The sequence below is a fragment of the Actinosynnema pretiosum genome (assembly GCF_002354875.1).
GTDB lineage: Bacteria > Actinomycetota > Actinomycetes > Mycobacteriales > Pseudonocardiaceae > Actinosynnema > Actinosynnema auranticum.
This window is the reverse complement of the sequence record NZ_CP023445.1, coordinates 5,493,801-5,510,966: the sequence shown is the minus strand read 5'-3', so window position 1 is coordinate 5,510,966 and position 17,166 is coordinate 5,493,801. Positions and strand designations below refer to the sequence as shown.

Sequence of the window (17,166 nt, the reverse complement as noted above, 5' to 3'; positions counted from 1 at the left end):
CGATTCCGCCTGTGCCACGAGCATCTCGACGCGGAGAGCGGCGTTCCATCCCGCTGGCTGACCGATCCAGGGTGCAGCAGGCCGTACCCCCGTGAGACCGCCCGCCCACCACGGCGTGGCGGACGGGCGGCCGGGTGTTCGGGCAGGACGGCGGCTCAGGCCCCCGGCCGGTTGCCGGTGGGGATGGTGATCAGGGTGGTCGTGCCGGAGCTGCCCTTGTTCAGGAACAGCATCGCGATCGCCCGGATGAACTGGTCGAACGTGTAGAACCCCACCGGCATCACCGGCAGCAGGCCCTCGCGGAACGCGATGTACGCGGGCCACCCGGTGCGGATCAGCGCCGCCGCCGCGTAGTCCCTCGGCAGGTTCAGCCAGTCGCCCACCTCGTGGCTGAGCGCGTACCGCACGAACTCGTTGAGGAACCCGCGCGTCACCCCGAGGTCGATCTGCGCCGTCAGCCCGAGCAGGTCCTTCGCCAGCTCCCTGCCCTCGGTGGACGGGGCCATGATCGGGGTCAGCACCCGCCCCGACTGCGCCTCCGCCTCGGCCCACGACTTGGGGATGAACTCGTCGCGCACGCCGAGCATGTGGATCGCGACCTGCCACATGTGCAGGAACGCCTCCTCCTCGGCCGCCGTCATCGGCACCCGCCAGTCCACCAGCTTGCGGTGCACGTAGGTGCCGAGGCTGTGGAACGTGACGAGGATGTCCCCGTTGCTGATCGGGATGCCGTTCTGCTCGTCGGCGACCGCGCGCCAGCGCGCCGACTGCGGCAGCAGGTGCCGGACCGCCGCGTGCACCAGGCGGGTCTTGTTGGAGGTGACCAGGAACTGCCCGGACGGCTCGTACGCGGTCAGCTCGCTCAGGTCGTAGCCGAAGGTGAACGTCTTGGCCGCGCGGTCCTTCATGTCCGCGCCACCGGCCGACCAGTACACCGACTTGGCCTCGCGCGGGATGACCGTGCTCATGATCCCGCTGCCCAGGCCGTAGAGCATGAACAGGTAGGTGTCCTTGCGGCGGTTGAAGTCCGCCGCCAGGCGCAGCTTCGACCGGTCGGCCCACGAGGGCAGGCCGTTGACCTTGCCCAGCCAGGTGGACAGCGCGGGCGGCAGACCGGCGGGCAGCGGGTCGTTGTTGTTCACCCAGGTCCTGATGGCGGCGTTGACGGCGGGCACCTGGCCGTTGCGCAGGACCGACGCCATGATGCCGTCGATCTCGTCGTCCCACACCCACCACGGGTCGGCGCCCGCCGCCGCGCCCACCGTGCCCGCCGCGGTCGACGCCCAGGCGGGGACCGCGCCCGCGACGCCGACCAGACCGAGCGCGGCTCCGAGGGACAGCATGTGCCTTCTGCTGAGATCGCTCATTTACTTACCTAGCTTCCTCGATAGGCAAATTTGCCGCTCAAGCGGCGTAGCGGGGGAGCGGAGCGGCGGCGTTCTCCCTTGATCCGTGGAGAGATTCTTCGTTAACATAGCGACGCGCGTCACTGGTCGGCAAGGGGGCCTGAACCGGTCCGCCACCCCAGGAGGAGTCCGCATGAGCACGGAGCAGAGCCGGGTCTCGGAGCACGCGGCGACGGGCGAGCGCCCCGCCTGGGTCACCGACGAGGTGGTCGCCCGGTGGTGCGGGCTGGTGCGCGGGGACGTGACCCGGCGGGGCGGCGGCGCGCCCGAGCCGGTCGCCGCCACCGCGCCCTACGACCTGGCGCCGGTCGCCACCGTCCCGGCCTGCGCGCCCGAGGACGTCGCGTCCGCCGTCGTCACCGCCCGCGACGCCCAGCGCGCGTGGGCCGGGACCCCGTTCGCGCTGCGCGCCGAGGTCGTCCTGGCCTTCCACGACCTGCTGCTGGCGCGCCAGGACCAGGTGCTCGACCTGATCCAGTGGGAGACCGGCAAGGCCCGCTACCACGCCTGGCAGGAGGTCGCCCAGGTCGCCACGATCGCCCGCCACTACGCCCGCCGCGCCCGGCACTACCTCGCGCCCAAGCGGGTGCGCGGCATGGTGCCCGTGCTGACCAAGGTCAGGGAGGTGCGCGTGCCCAAGGGCGTCGTCGGGATCATCTCGCCGTGGAACTACCCGCTGTACCTGGGCGTCGGCGACGTGATCCCGGCGCTGGTGGCGGGCAACGCGGTGGTCTCCAAGGCCGACTCGCAGACCGCGCTCACCCTGCTGTGGACGCGCCGGCTGATGGCCGAGGCCGGCCTTCCCGACGACCTGTGGCAGATCGTCACCGGCTCCGGCCCGGTGGTGGGGTCCGCGCTGGTCGACAACGTCGACTTCGTCTGCTTCACCGGCTCCACCGCGACCGGCCGCGCGGTCGCCGAGCGGGCCGCGCGCAGGCTCATCGGCGCGTCGCTGGAGCTGGGCGGCAAGAACCCGCTCGTGGTGCGCGCGGACGCCGACGTGGAGGCCGCCGTGGCGGGCACCATCCCCGCCGCCTTCGCCAACAGCGGGCAGATGTGCGTCCACGTCGAGCGCGTCTACGTGCACGAGGAGGTCTACGGCGCCTACCGCGACGCCCTCGTGCGCGCGACGAACGCGCTCCGCCTCGGCCAGGGCTACGACTACGCCTCGGACCTCGGCCCGCTCGTCTCACCCGCCCAGCTCGCGTCCGTCGAGGCCCACGTGGGCGACGCGGTGGCCAAGGGCGCGACCGTGCTCGCGGGCGGCAGGGCGCGGCCGGACGTCGGGCCGCTGTGCTACGAGCCGACCGTGCTGGAGGGCGTCACGCGCGACATGGCCGTGCACGGCGAGGAGACGTTCGGGCCGGTGCTCTCGCTCTACCCGTTCCGCACCGACGACGAGGCCGTCGCGCTCGCCAACCAGGGGACCTACGGGCTGTCCGCGTCGATCTGGTCGCGCGACAGCCGCACGGCCCAGCGGATGGCGCTGCGCATCCGGTCCGGGTCGGTCAACGTCAACGACGGCGCGATGGCGGCGGCGGGCAGCGTCGAGGCGGGCATGGGCGGCATGGGGGACAGCGGGCTCGGCAGGCGGCACGGCGCCGAGGGCATCCGCAAGTACACCGAGAGCCAGACCATCGCCGAGCAGCGGCTGAGGCCCCTCGGGCCATCGCCGAAGGCGCCCGTGTCCGACTTCATCCGCAGCACCAACCGGCAACTGGCGCTGCTGAAGCGGTTCCGAGTGCGCTGACCGTCCTCTTCGGACTTGAGGGGAGGCGGGCCGGGAAGCCCCGACCCGCCTCCCCCGCACCGCGCTCAGCCCCCGGTCGACCGCCCCGCGTCCAGCGCGCGCAGCTCGCCCTTGACCACCTTGCCGCCCGCGTTGCGCGGCAGCGCCGGGAGCACCACCAGGTCCTTGGGCATCTTGAACGAGGCCAGCCGACCGTCCAGGAACCCGGTCAGCTCCGGCAGCGACAGCGACCCCGCGACGGACGCGAACGCCACCGGCACCTGCCCCCACCGCTCGTCCGGCCGCCCGACCACCGCGACCTCCAACACCGACGGGTGCTCGGCGACGGCGTTCTCCACCTCGGCGCAGTAGATGTTCTCGCCGCCGCTGATGATCATGTCCTTCTTGCGGTCCACCACCCAGACGAAGCCCTCGTCGTCCTGCCTGACCAGGTCGCCGGAGTGGAACCAGCCGCCCGCGAACGCCTCCTCGGTCTCCTGCGGCTTGCGCCAGTACCCGCGCGTCACGGTCGGCCCCCGGTAGACGATCTCGCCGACCTCGCCCGGCGCCACGTCCGCCATGAGCTCGTCGACCACCCGGTACTGGATGGTCGGGATCGGCTTGCCGACGGAGCCGAGCTTGCGCAGCGAGTCCTCCCCGCGCAGCACGCACGTGATCGGCGAGGTCTCGGTCTGGCCGAACACCGCCACGTTCAGCGCGTCCGGGAACGCCTTCGCCATCGCGCGCAGCGTCGCGTCGCTCGCGGGGGCCGCGCCCCAGCTGATGATCCGCAGCTTCAGGTCCCGCTCCGCCACGCCCGGTTGCGCGCACAGCAGGTCCCACTGCTGCGGCACGTTGAACACCACCGTCGCGCCCTCGCGCTCGTACGCGTCGAGCACCGCCTCCGGGTCGAACGCGCCCAGCGGGTGGATCACCACCGTGCCGCCGACCAGGATGTTCGCCACGATCGAGCCGAGCCCGGCGATGTGGAAGAACGGCGCGGTGAGGAAGCCGACGTCGGAGTCGTCGAAGATCTCCATCGCCCGCACGCAGGTGATCGCCTGCACCTGCATGTTCAGGTGCGACAGCAGCACGCCCTTGGGGCGGCCGGTGGTGCCGGAGGTGTACATGATCAGCGCGGTCGCGTCCTCGGGCACGTCCGGCGGGTCGAGCGGCTCGTGCGAGGTGAGGAAGTCCTCGTACGCCAGGAAGTTCTCCGGCGCGTCCTCGGGCAGCGCGCCGCCGACCACGACGACCGCGCCCACCCGCGAGGCGGCCGGGACGGCGCGCAACAGGGGTAACAGGCGCTCGTCCACCACGACGGCGGACGGGGTGCAGTCGGCCAGGATGTAGTCCAGCTCGGGCGGGGCCAGCCGGAAGCTCAGCGGGACGGCCATGGCGCCCAGGCTGTTCGCGCCGAAGACGGTCTCCACGAACCACGGGTGGTTCAGCGTCAGCGTGGCCACCCGGTCGCCCGCCGCGACGCCGCGCCCGGCGAGCGCGGCGGCCAGGCGCAGCGAGCGGTCCGACAGCTGCGACCAGGTCGTGGTCTGCCCGAGGTAGCGCAGCGCGGGCTTGTCCGGGCGGGTGGCCGCGTGGGTGGCGGTGTGCGCCATCCAGTGGTGGCGGAAGGACCAGGGGGGAACCGCGGGGGTCGGCATTGACCACTCCTCGTTGACCGGGGCGGCGAGCGGTTGCGGCGTCATTATGCCGACCCGCGTGGCTGGTTGAGAAGGGGTAAGTTAACCGGAATTCACACCTTGGGCGGCGCGGTCGGGCGCGGCGGCCGATCCGCGCGGGGCCGTTGGCCTTGGCTTGCTCCGCTTCGTGGTTGACTGGCGCACATGGCCCTGTTCCCGCGCGTGCGCGCACGGGTGCCGCGGTGACCGCCGAGTCGACCGCGGCCGTCCGACCGCGCAACCGCAAGCAGCTGATCGTCGAGGCCGCGGGCCGGGCGTTCACCGAGCGCGGGTACCACGCGGCGTCGATGGAGGAGATCGCCGCAGGCGTCGGCATCACCGCCGCCGCGCTGTACCGGCACTTCCCGAACAAGTACGCCCTGTTCGCCGAGTGCGCGCACGTGATGGTGGACCGGCTCGTCGCGGCCCTGGACGAGGTCCCGCCCGGCGCGCCGCTGTCCGACCTGCTCGCGGCCGGGACGCGGGTCACCGTGGCGCACCGGGCGTCCGGCGGGCTGTACCGGTGGGAGGCGCGGTACCTGGGCCGGGAGGACCGGCAGGCGCTCAGGACGAAGTTCGGGCACGTGGTCGAGCGGGTCACCGGCGCGGTGCGGCGCGAGCACCCGCTGCCTCGGGAGCAGCTGCGGGCCGCCGCCGCGCTGGGCGCGATCGGGTCGATCACCATGCACCGCACGTCGATCGCGCCCCGCAGGGCCGCGGAGCTGCTGCAGGCGGCGGCGTCCCGCGTCGTGGCGACCGACCCGGCGGTGGGCGGCGGGCGCCGGGTGCGGCTGCCGACGCAGCCCGAGCCGAGGACCCGGCGCGCGGAGATCCTCGCCGCCGCCGTGCCGCTGTTCGAGCGCGACGGGTTCGCGAACGTCACCAACGGCCGCATCGCCGAGGCGGTCGGCGTGGTGCCGTCGGCGATCTACCGCTACTTCCCCGGCAAGGCCGACATCCTGGCCGCGGCGTGCCTGCAGGACGCGGAGCTGTTCGCGCAGGCCGTGGCGCAGAACCTGCGCGGCGTCACCGAGCCGCGCGAGGCGGTGGCGGCGCTGGCGGCGACGTACGTGGGGTACAACTTCGAGCGGACCGCGCTGACCAGCGTGGCGAGCGCCGAGATCGTCGGGTTGCCGGTGGAGCTGCGGCGACCGCTGGTGGTGGCGCAGCGGGAGCACATCGCGCTGTGGGAGCAGCAGCTGCGGGCGGTGCGGCCGGAGCTGGACTCGCGGCAGGCGAGGGTGCTGGTGCACGCCGGGTTCGGCGTGGTGGTGGAGGCCGGGCGGCGGCTGCGGTGGCGGGACGTGCCGGAGAACCGCGACGTGGTGGCGGCGCTGCTGGTGGGGGCGCTGGGGGTGTAGCGCCGGGGTGCGCCGGGACGTCCTCGGCTGTCCCCGACCCGGCTGCCCGTCTGGCCGGGGGACGCCCTGCCCCTGGGGCACTGCGCCGTTCGCCGAGGTCGCAGTCGTACGACCGACCCCTGGCCCGGCCTCGCCGCCCGCGGCTACCCTGCGAGTGCCGCCGCGCCGCTGCTCGCCGTCAGGGGGAGGACTTCATGCTGGTGCGTTTCCTGGCACGTGCCGCGGGCGTTGTGGTGCTGGTGGCGGGGTTGTCGACCTCGGTCCTCGCGGGAGCCGCCAGCGCGTGCAGCTGCTTCCCCGGTGACACCGAGGCGGCGCGCTACGCGCGGGCCCACAACGTCTTCACCGCCGTCGTGCTCGACCGGGTCCTGGACCCCGGTGGTTCCAGCTCGGTCTACGACGACAAGTACCGCTTCACCCTCCAGGTCGGGGTCGAGTACAAGGGTTCGGTCCCACCCGCCCCGGTCACGGTCGAGAGCACCGTCCACGGGTCGCTGTGCGGGACGGACCTGCGGGTCGGGGTCGACTACCTGCTGTTCGCCACCTCCTACGACGGGGTGCTCTCCACCGGCTCGTGCAGCGGCAACCGGGGTGCGGCCGATGGCCCTCCGGACCTCGGCTCGAACACCGCGTCGCCCTGCGGGACCGCGCTCTGACCGTCCACTGAGGACGCCGGCGCGCCGTTGTGGGACTCGTTGGTCACGGTGGCGCTCGACCCGCTGGTGCTGGGCTTTCCGCTCCACCTGGGGCACCGACTGCCCGCTGCCGAGCGTCCAGCCCGCCGACCAGCCGCTGTGGTCTTGGTGGCCCAGCCCATGATCGTGACGCCGGGTCTCGGCGTGGTCTGGCCCGCGATGGTCAGGTTGCTCGCGCCGATCCCGAGCCGGCCCTGGCGTCCGGCGGGGGAGGGCTTGGTGGTGCCCGCGACGTCGAACACGATGGTCCGCCCGGAGCTGGGCGCGGTGCTGATGCCGTGCCGCAGCGAACCGGGCTGCGGGCCCGCGGCGTTGTCGGTGAGGTTGGTGACGTCGTGGACGTCCCCGCCCCGCCCGCCGCCGGCGTGCGTGGCGGGTCCGGCCGCGCCGGGGAACGCGGGCACCGCGGCGGCTCCCGCCCGCGGGCTGGTGGCGACCAGCCCGGCGAGGGCGAGCGCCCCGGCCAGCCCGGACGCCAGTGCCGCGCGGGCGGGTCCACCTGGTCGGCGCAGCGCCCCGCCCGGCCGCGGCACCGCCAGCGGGTCGACCGGGCGCGCGACCCGCCGGGGTCCGCAGACCTGCCGGTCGACGACGCGGCCGCGCCGGTCGGCTTCGCGGGCGGCACGTCGCCGCGCGAGCACCTGCGCGCCGCCACCGGGGTGTCACCGCGGGCCTGCCGCCGCACGTTCCGGGGCGCGGGCGCGTCGGCCGGGGACGTCCCGCGACCGGGCCCGGAACCGTTGCCGCGCAACAACAGCGCCGGGACCACCCGTGCGACCGTGACCGCCGTCACGTCCGAAAACCCTGTGCTGTCAACGTTCTACGGCGAGTGACGACCGGCGGCGGGAGCCCGGAGCGCGATCGGCCGGTGCCCGAGCGCCCGTCCGCTGCCCAGTACGCTGCCTGGGACGCAGCGCCCGCAGAGAGGTTCCCCGTGCAGCCGCTTCACGCTTCCGACCCGGTGGAGATCGGCCGCTACCGCCTGACCGGGCGGCTCGGCTCCGGTGGGATGGGCAGCGTCTACCTGGGGCGCTCACCCGGTGGCAGGCTGGCCGCCGTCAAGGTGATCAACCTGGGGTTCCAGGAGGACCCGAACGCGCTGGAGCGGTTCCGCCGCGAGGTCGAGACGCTCCGGACCGTGCGCAGCGCCTACACCGCCGCGCTCATCGACTCCGAGACCACGACCCCGCCCTGCTGGTTCGCCACCGAGTACGTGCCCGGCCCCACGCTCGCCAGCGCCATCAAGGACGAGGGCGGCCTGCCGCCCGACCTGTGCCGCGCGCTGCTCGCCGCCCTCGCCGAGGGGCTCGCCGACATCCACGCGCACGGCGTGTGGCACCGCGACGTCAAGCCGCAGAACGTGATCCTGTCCGCGACCGGCCCGCAGCTGATCGACTTCGGCATCGCCCGCGCTACCGAGCAGACCGCGCTCACCCAGCAGGGCCTGGCCACCGGCAGCCCCGGCTACATCGCGCCCGAGGTGCTGACCGACGACGCGGTGGGCCCGGCCGCCGACGTGTTCGCGCTCGGCGCGACCATCGCCCGCGCCGCCACCGGCAGGCCGCCCTTCGGCGACGGCAACGCGTACGCGATCACCTACCGGACCGTGCAGGCCGACATCGACCTCGACGGCGTCGAGCCGGGGCTGGCCGCGCTGATCACCGCGTGCACCGACCGCGACCCGGCGCGGCGGCCCGACCCGCACGCGATCATCGAGCGCTGCCAGCCCGCGCCGCCGCTCGTGGAGCACCCGGCGTACCGGCGGGCACTCGCCCGCAGCGCGGCGGCCCGCGACGAGCGCACCGACGTGCTGGTCGGACCGCCCACGCCGGCGCCGTCGCAGCCCGTCCCGCCCGCGCACACCCCGCCCCGGCCGCACCCGGCGCAGTTCCCGCAGCAGGGCGCACACCAGGGCCTGCACCAGGGCCCGTCGTCCGGACCCCAGCAGCTGCCCCGGTCCGGCCCGCAGCCCACCCTCGCGGGCCTCCCGCCCACCGGCTACCAGCAGCCGCCCACCGCCTACCAGCACCGCACCGACCAGCCGCACCAGGTCCACCACCCCGTGCCCACCGGCCCGCAGCCCGCCCAGCGCCGTCCCGGCGCGCTCGCCGCCGTCGCGGCCGTCGCCGTGCTCGCCCTCGCGGGCGGCGGGCTCTACCTGGTGACCAAGGGCAAGGGCGCCGGTCAGGCGGGCGAGCCGCCGACCTCCGCGACCTCGCAGCCCGGCGACGCGGGCCAACCGCCCGCCTCCGCCTCCGACGTCCCCGACGGCAACCGCTGCACCACCGCCCAGCTCACCATGGCCTTCGAGGAGGTCGAGCGCGGCGGGCGCGTCGCCAGCTACCGGCTGGTGTTCACCAACACCTCCAACCAGGAGTGCGTGCTCAACGGCTTCCCCGGCGTGTCCCTGCGCGACGGCGACAACGCGATCATCGGCGACGCGGCCGGTCGCGTGGGCGGCCCCAAGGAACCGGTCACCCTGGTCCCCGGCACGGCCGTGCAGGCCGACGTGATCGCCAGCGTGCGCGAACCGGGGGACGACGACGAGGGCTGCTGGGAGGAACCCGTCTCCCTCGTCGTCTTCCCGCCCGCCTCCAAGTCCACGATGACGGTGAGGACCAAGCAGCCCGTCGTCTGCGGCGACCGCTTCACCGTCGGCGCGGTCTACCCGGTGCAGACCTGAGTCACGGCTTGCGCGGGGCGGTGTCCTCGGTGGTGTCGGCGGGGATGTCCACGGCGATCTCCGCGCCGAGCCGCGCGCCCGCGAGCAGCTCCAGCTCGTCCCCGCTCCAGAACCGGCCGGGGTCGTACCAGTTGGCGCGGCGACCGGTCGGCAGCAGCCCCATGGCCTCGTAGGTCACCGCCACCACCTCGGCGCAGTAGGCGGTCTCCAGCGTCGTCTCGGCGGACCGGCGCACCCTGGGCAACCGCCCGCGCAGCCACCGCCCGGCCAGGCGCGCGGTCGACGGGAACGGCGTCCCGTCCAGCCGGGCCACGGTCCTGAGCGCGGCGTCGTCCACGTCCAGCGAGTGGTCGAGCTGCCGCAGCCAGGCCCGCTGCCCGTACTTGCGCGCCCACACCACGACGGCGTCGTGCAGGTCGTGCAGCTGCACCCCGCGCTGGTGGGTCCCGGTCCACACGTCGGGCAGCGAGCGGCCCAGCTCGGCGTGCCACATCAGCGGCGGCAGGTCGTCCAGGACGACGGACATGCCGACGTGGTTGACGGGGCTGTTGGTGGTCATCTGGATCGCCCGGTCGGCCGGTGAGCTGCCCCGGAACAGCCAGACGTCGCCGGTCCGGGTGAGGTCCACGGCCTCGGCCAGGGAGATACGCGTTTCGCCCATCCGGGTAGCCTAGGCACATGCGGTTCTGGAGGCTGGTTGGACTTGCCGGTGTCGCGGGGGTCGCGGCGACCGGGGTGGTGGTGGCGCGGGCCGAGCGCAAGCGGCGGGCCTACACGCCGGAGGAGATCCGGGAGCGGTTGCACGCGAAGGTCGCCGAGCAGGCGGTCGAGAAGGGCTGACGTCCCGGCGGGCCCGCGCCGACCCCGCGATCCCGCGCACGCGGGCGGCCTGGGTCGGCGGGACGTTCGCCGCGAAGCCGAGCCGCTGACGCGGAACGCGGGGCAGGACGAGCCTGCCCCGCCGCGCTCACCAAGCCCCCGAGATCAACGGCGTCAACCGGTCCGCCACCTTCCGGTGCCCCGCGTCGTTCGGGTGCACGTTGTCCACCGTGTCCGTCGACTCCACGATCCACCCCGTGGTGTCCACGAACCGGATCCGCGGGTCGCCCACCGCCGCCACCGCCGCCTGGGTCTCCGCGACGTACCGGCCCCGGAACACCCGCAGCGCGAACACCACCGCGTTCGGGTACTTCTCCCGCACCCGCCGCAGCAGCGTCGTGTACCCCGCCTGGAACTGCGCGCCCGTCACCCCGTGGCCCACGTCGTTCGTGCCCAGGTTCACCACCACCGCGTCCGCCCGGTACCTCGTGAAGTCCCACAGGGGCGCGGTCGCCGCGAGACCGGTGCGCAGCCAGCGGTCGCTCATGCCGATGCAGCCGTCCGCCGCCGGGTACAGGCAGGCGCCGCCCACGGCGATCTGGGTGTGCGCCGCGCCCAACCGCTCGCCGGTCAGCCAGGCGTAGCCGGTCAGGGCCTGCTTCGACGACAGCTGCCCCACGGTGATCGAGTCGCCGATGAACTCCACCGTGCGCGCGGGCGTCGTCGGCGCGTAGGTGCGCGCCCCTGGGTCCAGCGCCACGCCCCGGAACACCGCGTCGCCCTTGTACGAGCCCGCGATCGGCCGGTACGACACGCGCAGCACGTGGTTGCCCGCCTTCAGCGGCGTCGGGGTCAGGTTGACGGTGCCGCTCACGTTCGCGTGCAGCACGTCGGCGCCGCCGTCGATGCTCGCGTAGAGGTCGATCGCGTTGCGCTGCTTCAGCTTCACCGTCGTCCCGGTGAAGCCGACCAGCACGTACGCGCCCGCCCACTCCGAGACGTGGGCGGTGCTGTCGGCGGTGTTCCAGCGGCCGAAGTACCGCACGTTCGAGTCGGTCGGGGAGCCGTCGCCGGTCGCGGCGGCGGCGACGGGGGTGGCGAGGCCGGTGGCCAGCAGGGCGGCCAGGGCCGCGGTGATCAGTCGTGCGCCCATGTCAGATCCTCGCCGCGATGATCGGGGCGAGCCGGTCGGCGATCTTCGCCTGGCCCGCGTCGTTGGGGTGCCCGTCGCCGTCGGCGTAGTCGGTCCCGGTGGTCAGCCAGCCGCTGGTGTCGACGAAGAACGTGCGCGCGTCGCCGACGGCCGCCACCGCCGCCCTGGTCTGCGCGGCGTACCGCTTCTTCAACGTCTGGAACGCGAAGATCGCCGCGTTCGGGTACTTCGCCCTGATGTCCCGCAGGAACTTCGCGTACGCCGTCTGGAATGCGCTTTCCGACACGCCGTGGCCGATGTCGTTCGTGCCCAGGTTCACCACGACCGCCGCCGCCTGGTACCGGCCGAAGTCCCAGCCCGCCGCGCCCGTGCTGTCCGTGCGGAAGAACTGCGCCGACTGCCCCACGCACCCCGACTGCGCCACCAGGCAGTAGCCCGCGCGGGCGATCACGGTGCGCGGCAGGCCGAGCCTCTCACCCACCAGCCAGCCGTACGAGGACAGCGCCAGCTTCGAGTCCAGGTAGCCCGCGGTGATCGAGTCGCCGACGAACTCCAGCACCTTGGCCGACGGCGTGAACGCCACCGTCCGCGCCCCGCTGTCCAGCACCAGCCCGCCGAACACCGCGTCCCCGGACCGGAACGCCACGCGCAGGGTGTGGTTGCCCGCCGCCAGCGGTGTCGGGGTCAGGTCGACGGTGCCGCGCACGCCCGCGTGGAACACGTCGGGCTTGCCGTCGACGCTGGTGTACACGTTGACGGCGTCCCGCAGCTTGAGCTTCACGGTGGTGCCGGTGAACCCGGTCTGGAGGTAGGCGCCCGCCCAGTGCGGCACGCGCGGGTCGCCGGTGGCGTCCCAGCGGCCGACGTAGGAGATGTTCGGGTCGGACACCGGGATGTCCACCGCCGCCGAGGCGGTCGGGGCGAGCAGGGCGCCGGCGAGCGCGGCGGACAGCAGGACCGCCGCAGACCTGGCCGCACCCCATGACGTCGCTGTCATGCGTGTGCCTTTCGCGAGAACGCGGTGTGCGGCGGTTCCACCGGCATCCGTTGGGACCTCAGACCATGCAAGCCCAGGGCGCCCGCCGTCAACCACCCGTCTCGATCGGCTGCCGTCCCGGCCCGCGTCCCGGCCCCGGTGAGCCGAACCGGGGGAGCCGAACCGGGGGAGCCGGGCTAGGCGAACGGCGCGACCAGCTCGTCCGCGACCCACCGCGCCACCCGCTCCGGGTAGGGCCCCGGCAGCCCCAGCACCACGTGCGAGAACCCGAGCTCCAGCGCCCGCCCGATCTCCTCCCGCGTCCGCTCCGGGTGCTCGTACGAGGCGTTGAGCACCGTGGACCTGGTGATCGACCGTGGATCGCGGCCCAGCTCCGCGCAGTACCGGTCCAGCCGCGCCGACCGCAGCGCGGCGGCCTCCAGGTCGTGACCCGGCGCGTTCCAGACGTCCGCGTGCTCGGCGGCCACCCGCAGCGTCGCGGACGCCACCCCGCCGATCAGGATCGGCGGGTGCGGGCGCTGCACCGGCTTGGGGTTGCCGAACGCCCCGGTGAGCCGCACGTGCTCGCCGCGGAAGTCGAACGGCTCGTCCTCGGTCCACAGCCGCCGGATCACCCGGCACGCCTCGGCGAGCGCGGCCACCGCCTGCCCGGCGTCGTGGTAGGGCAAGCCGTGCGCGTCGTACTCCGCCCGCGCCGCCGGGTGGCTCGGCCGCGATCCCGCGCCGATGCCCAGGTCCAGCCGCCCGCCGGAGACCACGTCGACCGTGGTGGCGATCTTCGCGAGCAGCGCGGGCGGGCGGAACCTGTTGCTGGTCACCATGACGCCCAGCCGCAGCCGCGTGGTCAGCGCGGCGAGCGCGGACAGCAGCGTCCACCCCTCGTAGGCCGGGCCGGTGACCGGGCCGCCGATGGGCATCAGGTGGTCGAACAGCCAGGCGTGCTCGATCGCCGCGATCCCGTCGGCCTCCCGCCACACCCGTAGCACGTCCGCGTAGTCGACCTGCTGCGGCGGGGTCATGATCCCGAAGCTGGGCCTCACCTCCCCGTCACCCGCCCGATCCCGGCGTCCAGCGCGGCGGACTCGGCGGTCCACGCCGCGTCGTCGCCGCCCAGCGCGGCCAGCAGGTAGGCGGTGGTGAGCCGGGCGATCGCGGCGACCCGCTCGGGGTTCTCGTCGGTGGTCGCGGCGGCCTCGCGGCCCTGGATGCCGCCGAGGGTGTGCTCGCCGCCGACCAGGGTCAGCAGGTGCGTCGCGCCGGGGGAGTGGTGGAAGGCGTCGGTGAACCAGTCCGGGCCCCTGGTGGTGAGCAGCGACTGGTCGGCGTCCCCGGCCACGACGAGCGCGGGCGCGGTCAGCTGCGCGAAGCCGGGGTTCATGAACGGGAAGTTCTCGGCCGCGAACGGGCTCAGGTCGTCCCCGCCGAGGCCCGCCGCGGCGAGCAGCACGCCCGCCCGGACGCGGGGGTCGGACAGGTCCTCGCCGGGCGCGCCGGAGGCGTCCAGGACGCGGGCGCCCAGCAGCACCCCGGCGGTCTGCGCGCCGAAGGAGTGGCCCGCGACGGCGACCCGGTCGCGGTCGACCCGGCCCGCGAGGCCGGGGACGGCGGACTCGACGGCGTCGAGCGAGTCGAGCACGCGGGTGAGGTCGGTGACGCGGTGGCGCCAGATCAGCGGGGTGCGGGGGTCCTCGGGCGGCAGGGCCAGGGTGCGCGAGTCCAGGTGGGTGGGCTGCACGACGGCGAAGCCGTGCGAGGCCCAGTGGTCGACCAGCGGGTCGTAGGAGGTCAGGGACTCGCCGAAGCCGTGGGAGAGCAGCAGGAGCGGCAGGCCGGTCCCCGCGGTGGGCGCGGTGACGCGCACGTGCAGGTCGGCGCCCCGGTCGGGGGCGGGGAGCACGACGGGCTTGACGGAGACGATCGGGGTGGGCACGGGAGGACTCCAGCGGGGTTAAGCGGAACGTTGCTCCGGTAAAGATACGGAACATGGTTCCGCTTGGCAAGCCGGGCCTGCCACCAGCGGGAGCGGTCCGTGATCACCCGTGATCACCTGTGTCACCGCCGATCGGTGACACGAGATCACCACCGCGCCCGACCCCGCCCCGGCAGCCTTCGCGGCACGGCGACCGAACAGGCGGTCCGCACCGCCGAGGGGCTGCGGCGCCGCTACGGGGACGTGGTCGCGCTCGACGGCGTCGACCTGCGCGTCGACCCCGGCGAGCGCGTCGTGCTGCGGGTGCGGGACGCCGGACCGGAGGAGGCCGTGCTCGCGCTGACGGCGGTCCGTGACGAGGGGGAGGCGGCGTGAACCCGTTGCCGCTCAGGGTGTTCGGCGTCGGACTGCGGGACGAGCTGCGCGGCGTCGTGCGCGAGCCCACTGCGCTGTTCTGCGGCGTCGTCATGCCGGTCGGGATCCTCGTGCTGTTCAACCTGCTCCACGGGAGCCAGGCCAGCCAGGGACTTTCCGCCGGAACCGCCGTGGTCGCCACCTTCGGCGCGCACGGCGTGATCACCGTCGCCTCGCTCCTGGGCGCCCTGCACGCCTGGCCGCTCGCGTTCGCGGTGTGCGCGGCCACCACCGCCCTGTGGGGAAAGCCGTCGCACGCCAACGGTTCCCCGCGTCGCATCTGGTCCGCGATCGTGCCGATGGCGGTGCTCGGCGCTGGGCGGCGAGGTGCGGCGCGACGGGCGGCACGACGCTGACCGTCACCGTCCCGACGGGGGCGGCCGGGTGATCCGGGTAGTGCCGGCCGAGGGCACGGTCCGCAACTACCCGTCCAAGGCGATGGCGAAGCTCGCCGCCCGCAACCGCGCCGAGGCGGCGCGGATCGCGGGGGAGCGGGGCTGGTTGTGGGCGTCCCGCCGGGGCGGCAGGGCGCCGCCCACCGTCAGGAGCGCCGGGCCCGCTCGCGCGGCTGTCAGCATTCGCACGGGGACCGGGCGTGGCAGCCGGTTGTGCGGAACCCGGCGCGAAGCCGCGCGGAACCCGTGCGCGGCTCAGGGGTCAGAGCGGGTCGAGCCTGCGGCGCAGGAGGCAGAACTCGTTGCCCTCCGGGTCGGCCAGCACGTGCCAGGACTCCTCGCCGGTCTGCCCGACGTCGGCGCGGCGCGCGCCGAGGGCCAGCAGGCGCTCCAGCTCGGCGTCCTGGTCGCGGTCGGTGGCGTTCACGTCGATGTGCAGCCTCGGCTTGCCCGGCTCCGGCTCGGCCCTGCGGCTGAGGAACAGCGTGGGCTGCGCGCCGCCGAACCCCTCGCGCGGCCCGACCTCCACGCTGCCGTCGTCCTCCCGGCCCAGCACGACGAAGTCCAGCACCTCGCACCAGAACCGGGCCAGCAGCTCCGGGTCGCGGCAGCCGAGCACGAGTTCGCTGATGCGGCACGCCATGGGGACCTCCACGGGTCGACTGCGGGGAGCAGTTGCGGGGAACGGCGTCCGGAACCTACCCGTCGCCGCGCGCCACCGCCCCCCGATTTCCCCCACCCGACCCCCGGTCCCGATGCCCCGATCGCCCCACCGCGTGCACCCGCCGCGCGTCTCAAAATCCCGCAACGCAGGGAAATGCGGGACAAAACCGGCACCCGCCCTTGCCCGCGCCCCCGAAGTCCTCCCATACTGCGAACACCCAAGATCAGCGCCAGTCGAATCCACTTCGCACCGCGTCGACGCGCCGCCCGTCGACCCCGCCGCCGCTGCCAGACCGGCGCGCGCTGATCACCCCGCAGCTCCCGTGGGCGCGTCCGCGCGCTCGGAGGGGAAGATCGCGCATGGCACCGAAACCCCCGCTCCGGCGCCGCAGGACCCCGCGCCGCCGCGCGCCCGCCGTCGTCCTCGGCGTCGTCGCGGCCCTGTCGGCGGGCGCGCTGACCGGCCCGGCGGCCTCGGCGGCAGCCCCCGTCACGATCTACGTGGCGGGCGACTCCACCGCCTCCACCTACACCGCCTCCCAGTCGCCGAGGGCGGGCTGGGGGCAGGCGCTTCCGGTGTTCCTGAACTCCGGCGCGGTCGCGGCGAACATCGCGAAGTCCGGGGCCAGCTCCAAGAGCTTCATCGACCTCGGCAGGCTCGACCACGTCCTCGCCCGGATCAAGCCCGGCGACTACCTGCTGATCTCCTTCGGGCACAACGACTCCAAGGTCGAGGACCCCACCCGCTACACCGAGCCGTCCACGACGTACAAGTCGCACCTGTCGCAGTACGTCGACAAGAGCCGCGCCAAGGGGGCGAAACCGGTCCTGATCACCCCGGTCGAGCGCCGCCGCTTCACCGGCTCCGGGGCCGCGGCTCCCTCGCACGGCGCGTACCCGGCGGCGATGCGGGAACTGGCCGCGGCAAGGGGAGTTCCGCTCATCGACCTCACCACGTCCAGCACGGCGCTGTGGAACCGCGCGGGCGTGGAGGGCACCAAGGAGCACTTCCTGCACCTGGCCGCCGGGCAGTCCCCGAACTACCCCGGCGGGATCGAGGACAACACGCACTTCCAGGGCGCGGGCGCGATCGAGGTCGCCCGGCTCGTCGCGACCGCGCTGAGCGGTCAGGGGATCGTGCCGTCCGGGAAGTTCCGGCAGCTCACCGCGACCGTCCCGCCGAGCGCGATCACCTGGCCCACCACGCCGCCCCACTGAGCCCGGAACCGCCGCCGTCGACCG

Annotated in this window: 18 protein-coding genes; 8 read left to right on the top strand and 10 right to left on the bottom strand. The window is 74.3% G+C overall.

What is annotated here, in order from left to right:
* Nucleotides 1-155: 155 nt before the first annotated feature.
* Complete coding sequence (locus CNX65_RS23340; protein ID WP_096495681.1) at nucleotides 156-1,367, bottom strand: oxygenase MpaB family protein; 1,212 nt, start codon at nucleotides 1,365-1,367, stop codon at nucleotides 156-158.
* A 172-nt stretch (nucleotides 1,368-1,539) separates the two neighbouring features.
* On the opposite strand from CNX65_RS23340, the gene CNX65_RS23335 reads away from it, so the two are divergent.
* Complete coding sequence (locus CNX65_RS23335; protein ID WP_096495680.1) at nucleotides 1,540-3,156, top strand: succinic semialdehyde dehydrogenase; 1,617 nt, start codon at nucleotides 1,540-1,542, stop codon at nucleotides 3,154-3,156.
* 65 nt (nucleotides 3,157-3,221) lie between these two features.
* Here CNX65_RS23335 and CNX65_RS23330 read toward each other — a convergent pair whose 3' ends face one another.
* Nucleotides 3,222-4,796, bottom strand: coding sequence for an AMP-binding protein (locus tag CNX65_RS23330; RefSeq protein WP_096495679.1), 1,575 nt, complete (start codon nucleotides 4,794-4,796; stop codon nucleotides 3,222-3,224).
* A gap of 221 nt (nucleotides 4,797-5,017) precedes the next feature.
* Between CNX65_RS23330 and CNX65_RS23325 the strand changes: the two genes are divergently transcribed.
* Both CNX65_RS23325 and CNX65_RS23320 read left to right on the top strand, forming a co-directional pair.
* Entirely contained in the window at nucleotides 5,018-6,175 is a 1,158-nt protein-coding gene (locus tag CNX65_RS23325) for a TetR/AcrR family transcriptional regulator (protein WP_096495678.1), read from the top strand.
* 194 nt (nucleotides 6,176-6,369) lie between these two features.
* A complete protein-coding gene (locus CNX65_RS23320) occupies nucleotides 6,370-6,831 on the top strand; it encodes a hypothetical protein (protein WP_157767812.1) in 462 nt (153 codons plus the stop codon).
* Here the strand turns inward: CNX65_RS23320 and CNX65_RS35635 are convergent.
* On the bottom strand, nucleotides 6,723-7,511 hold the full coding sequence (locus CNX65_RS35635) for a hypothetical protein (RefSeq protein WP_157767811.1): 789 nt from the start codon (nucleotides 7,509-7,511) through the stop codon (nucleotides 6,723-6,725). The two genes, CNX65_RS23320 and CNX65_RS35635, sit on opposite strands and share 109 nt — an antisense overlap.
* 293 nt (nucleotides 7,512-7,804) lie before the next feature.
* On the opposite strand from CNX65_RS35635, the gene CNX65_RS37970 reads away from it, so the two are divergent.
* Nucleotides 7,805-9,553, top strand: a complete 1,749-nt coding sequence (locus CNX65_RS37970; protein ID WP_157767810.1) for a protein kinase domain-containing protein — start codon at nucleotides 7,805-7,807, stop codon at nucleotides 9,551-9,553.
* 1 nt (nucleotide 9,554) lies between these two features.
* Here the strand turns inward: CNX65_RS37970 and CNX65_RS23305 are convergent, their stop codons facing one another.
* Nucleotides 9,555-10,214: a hypothetical protein gene (locus tag CNX65_RS23305; RefSeq protein WP_096495675.1), complete on the bottom strand. Its 660-nt coding sequence runs from the start codon at nucleotides 10,212-10,214 to the stop codon at nucleotides 9,555-9,557.
* 17 nt (nucleotides 10,215-10,231) lie between these two features.
* Between CNX65_RS23305 and CNX65_RS36370 the strand changes: the two genes are divergently transcribed.
* On the top strand, nucleotides 10,232-10,393 hold the full coding sequence (locus CNX65_RS36370; protein WP_177154326.1) for a hypothetical protein: 162 nt from the start codon (nucleotides 10,232-10,234) through the stop codon (nucleotides 10,391-10,393).
* Between the two features lie 127 nt (nucleotides 10,394-10,520).
* Here the strand turns inward: CNX65_RS36370 and CNX65_RS23300 are convergent, their stop codons facing one another.
* From CNX65_RS23300 to CNX65_RS23285, 4 genes are all read right to left on the bottom strand, one after another.
* Entirely contained in the window at nucleotides 10,521-11,525 is a 1,005-nt protein-coding gene (locus CNX65_RS23300) for an SGNH/GDSL hydrolase family protein (protein WP_096495674.1), read from the bottom strand.
* A 1-nt stretch (nucleotide 11,526) separates the two neighbouring features.
* On the bottom strand, nucleotides 11,527-12,522 hold the full coding sequence (locus CNX65_RS23295; protein ID WP_096495673.1) for an SGNH/GDSL hydrolase family protein: 996 nt from the start codon (nucleotides 12,520-12,522) through the stop codon (nucleotides 11,527-11,529).
* Nucleotides 12,523-12,698: 176 nt separating this feature from the next.
* The gene (locus CNX65_RS23290; protein ID WP_177154325.1) at nucleotides 12,699-13,541 is read right to left on the bottom strand and encodes an LLM class flavin-dependent oxidoreductase; all 843 of its coding nucleotides are present in this window, start codon (nucleotides 13,539-13,541) and stop codon (nucleotides 12,699-12,701) included.
* A 17-nt stretch (nucleotides 13,542-13,558) separates the two neighbouring features.
* A complete protein-coding gene (locus CNX65_RS23285) occupies nucleotides 13,559-14,452 on the bottom strand; it encodes an alpha/beta hydrolase family protein (protein ID WP_096495671.1) in 894 nt (297 codons plus the stop codon).
* A gap of 135 nt (nucleotides 14,453-14,587) precedes the next feature.
* Between CNX65_RS23285 and CNX65_RS35630 the strand changes: the two genes are divergently transcribed.
* Together CNX65_RS35630 and CNX65_RS23280 are read left to right on the top strand one after the other, a co-directional pair.
* Nucleotides 14,588-14,827 carry a hypothetical protein gene (locus CNX65_RS35630; protein ID WP_157767809.1) on the top strand — a complete coding sequence of 80 codons (240 nt, stop codon included), beginning with the start codon at nucleotides 14,588-14,590 and terminating at the stop codon, nucleotides 14,825-14,827.
* Entirely contained in the window at nucleotides 14,824-15,222 is a 399-nt protein-coding gene (locus CNX65_RS23280; protein WP_096495670.1) for a hypothetical protein, read from the top strand. Before CNX65_RS35630 ends, CNX65_RS23280 begins: the two co-directional genes overlap by 4 nt.
* Nucleotides 15,223-15,288: 66 nt before the next feature.
* Here CNX65_RS23280 and CNX65_RS38390 read toward each other — a convergent pair whose 3' ends face one another.
* A complete protein-coding gene (locus tag CNX65_RS38390; protein ID WP_177154324.1) occupies nucleotides 15,289-15,450 on the bottom strand; it encodes a hypothetical protein in 162 nt (53 codons plus the stop codon).
* A 73-nt stretch (nucleotides 15,451-15,523) separates the two neighbouring features.
* Nucleotides 15,524-15,904: a VOC family protein gene (locus tag CNX65_RS23270; protein ID WP_096495669.1), complete on the bottom strand. Its 381-nt coding sequence runs from the start codon at nucleotides 15,902-15,904 to the stop codon at nucleotides 15,524-15,526.
* 380 nt (nucleotides 15,905-16,284) lie between these two features.
* On the opposite strand from CNX65_RS23270, the gene CNX65_RS23265 reads away from it, so the two are divergent.
* Nucleotides 16,285-17,142, top strand: coding sequence for a rhamnogalacturonan acetylesterase (locus CNX65_RS23265; protein WP_096495668.1), 858 nt, complete (start codon nucleotides 16,285-16,287; stop codon nucleotides 17,140-17,142).
* Nucleotides 17,143-17,166: the final 24 nt, after the last annotated feature.

Bases quoted from the DNA above. Each gene is read 5' to 3' on its own strand.
- CNX65_RS23340 (WP_096495681.1), bottom strand. From the start codon at position 1,367: ATGAGCGATCTCAGCAGAAGGCACATGCTGTCCCTCGGAGCCGCGCTC.
- CNX65_RS36370 (WP_177154326.1), top strand. From the start codon at position 10,232: ATGCGGTTCTGGAGGCTGGTTGGACTTGCCGGTGTCGCGGGGGTCGCG.
- CNX65_RS23265 (WP_096495668.1), top strand. From the start codon at position 16,285: ATGGCACCGAAACCCCCGCTCCGGCGCCGCAGGACCCCGCGCCGCCGC.
- CNX65_RS23295 (WP_096495673.1), bottom strand. From the start codon at position 12,522: ATGACAGCGACGTCATGGGGTGCGGCCAGGTCTGCGGCGGTCCTGCTG.
- CNX65_RS23270 (WP_096495669.1), bottom strand. From the start codon at position 15,904: ATGGCGTGCCGCATCAGCGAACTCGTGCTCGGCTGCCGCGACCCGGAG.
- CNX65_RS23335 (WP_096495680.1), top strand. From the start codon at position 1,540: ATGAGCACGGAGCAGAGCCGGGTCTCGGAGCACGCGGCGACGGGCGAG.
- CNX65_RS23300 (WP_096495674.1), bottom strand. From the start codon at position 11,525: ATGGGCGCACGACTGATCACCGCGGCCCTGGCCGCCCTGCTGGCCACC.
- CNX65_RS23330 (WP_096495679.1), bottom strand. From the start codon at position 4,796: ATGCCGACCCCCGCGGTTCCCCCCTGGTCCTTCCGCCACCACTGGATG.
- CNX65_RS23305 (WP_096495675.1), bottom strand. From the start codon at position 10,214: ATGGGCGAAACGCGTATCTCCCTGGCCGAGGCCGTGGACCTCACCCGG.
- CNX65_RS23320 (WP_157767812.1), top strand. From the start codon at position 6,370: ATGCTGGTGCGTTTCCTGGCACGTGCCGCGGGCGTTGTGGTGCTGGTG.
- CNX65_RS23290 (WP_177154325.1), bottom strand. From the start codon at position 13,541: ATGACCCCGCCGCAGCAGGTCGACTACGCGGACGTGCTACGGGTGTGG.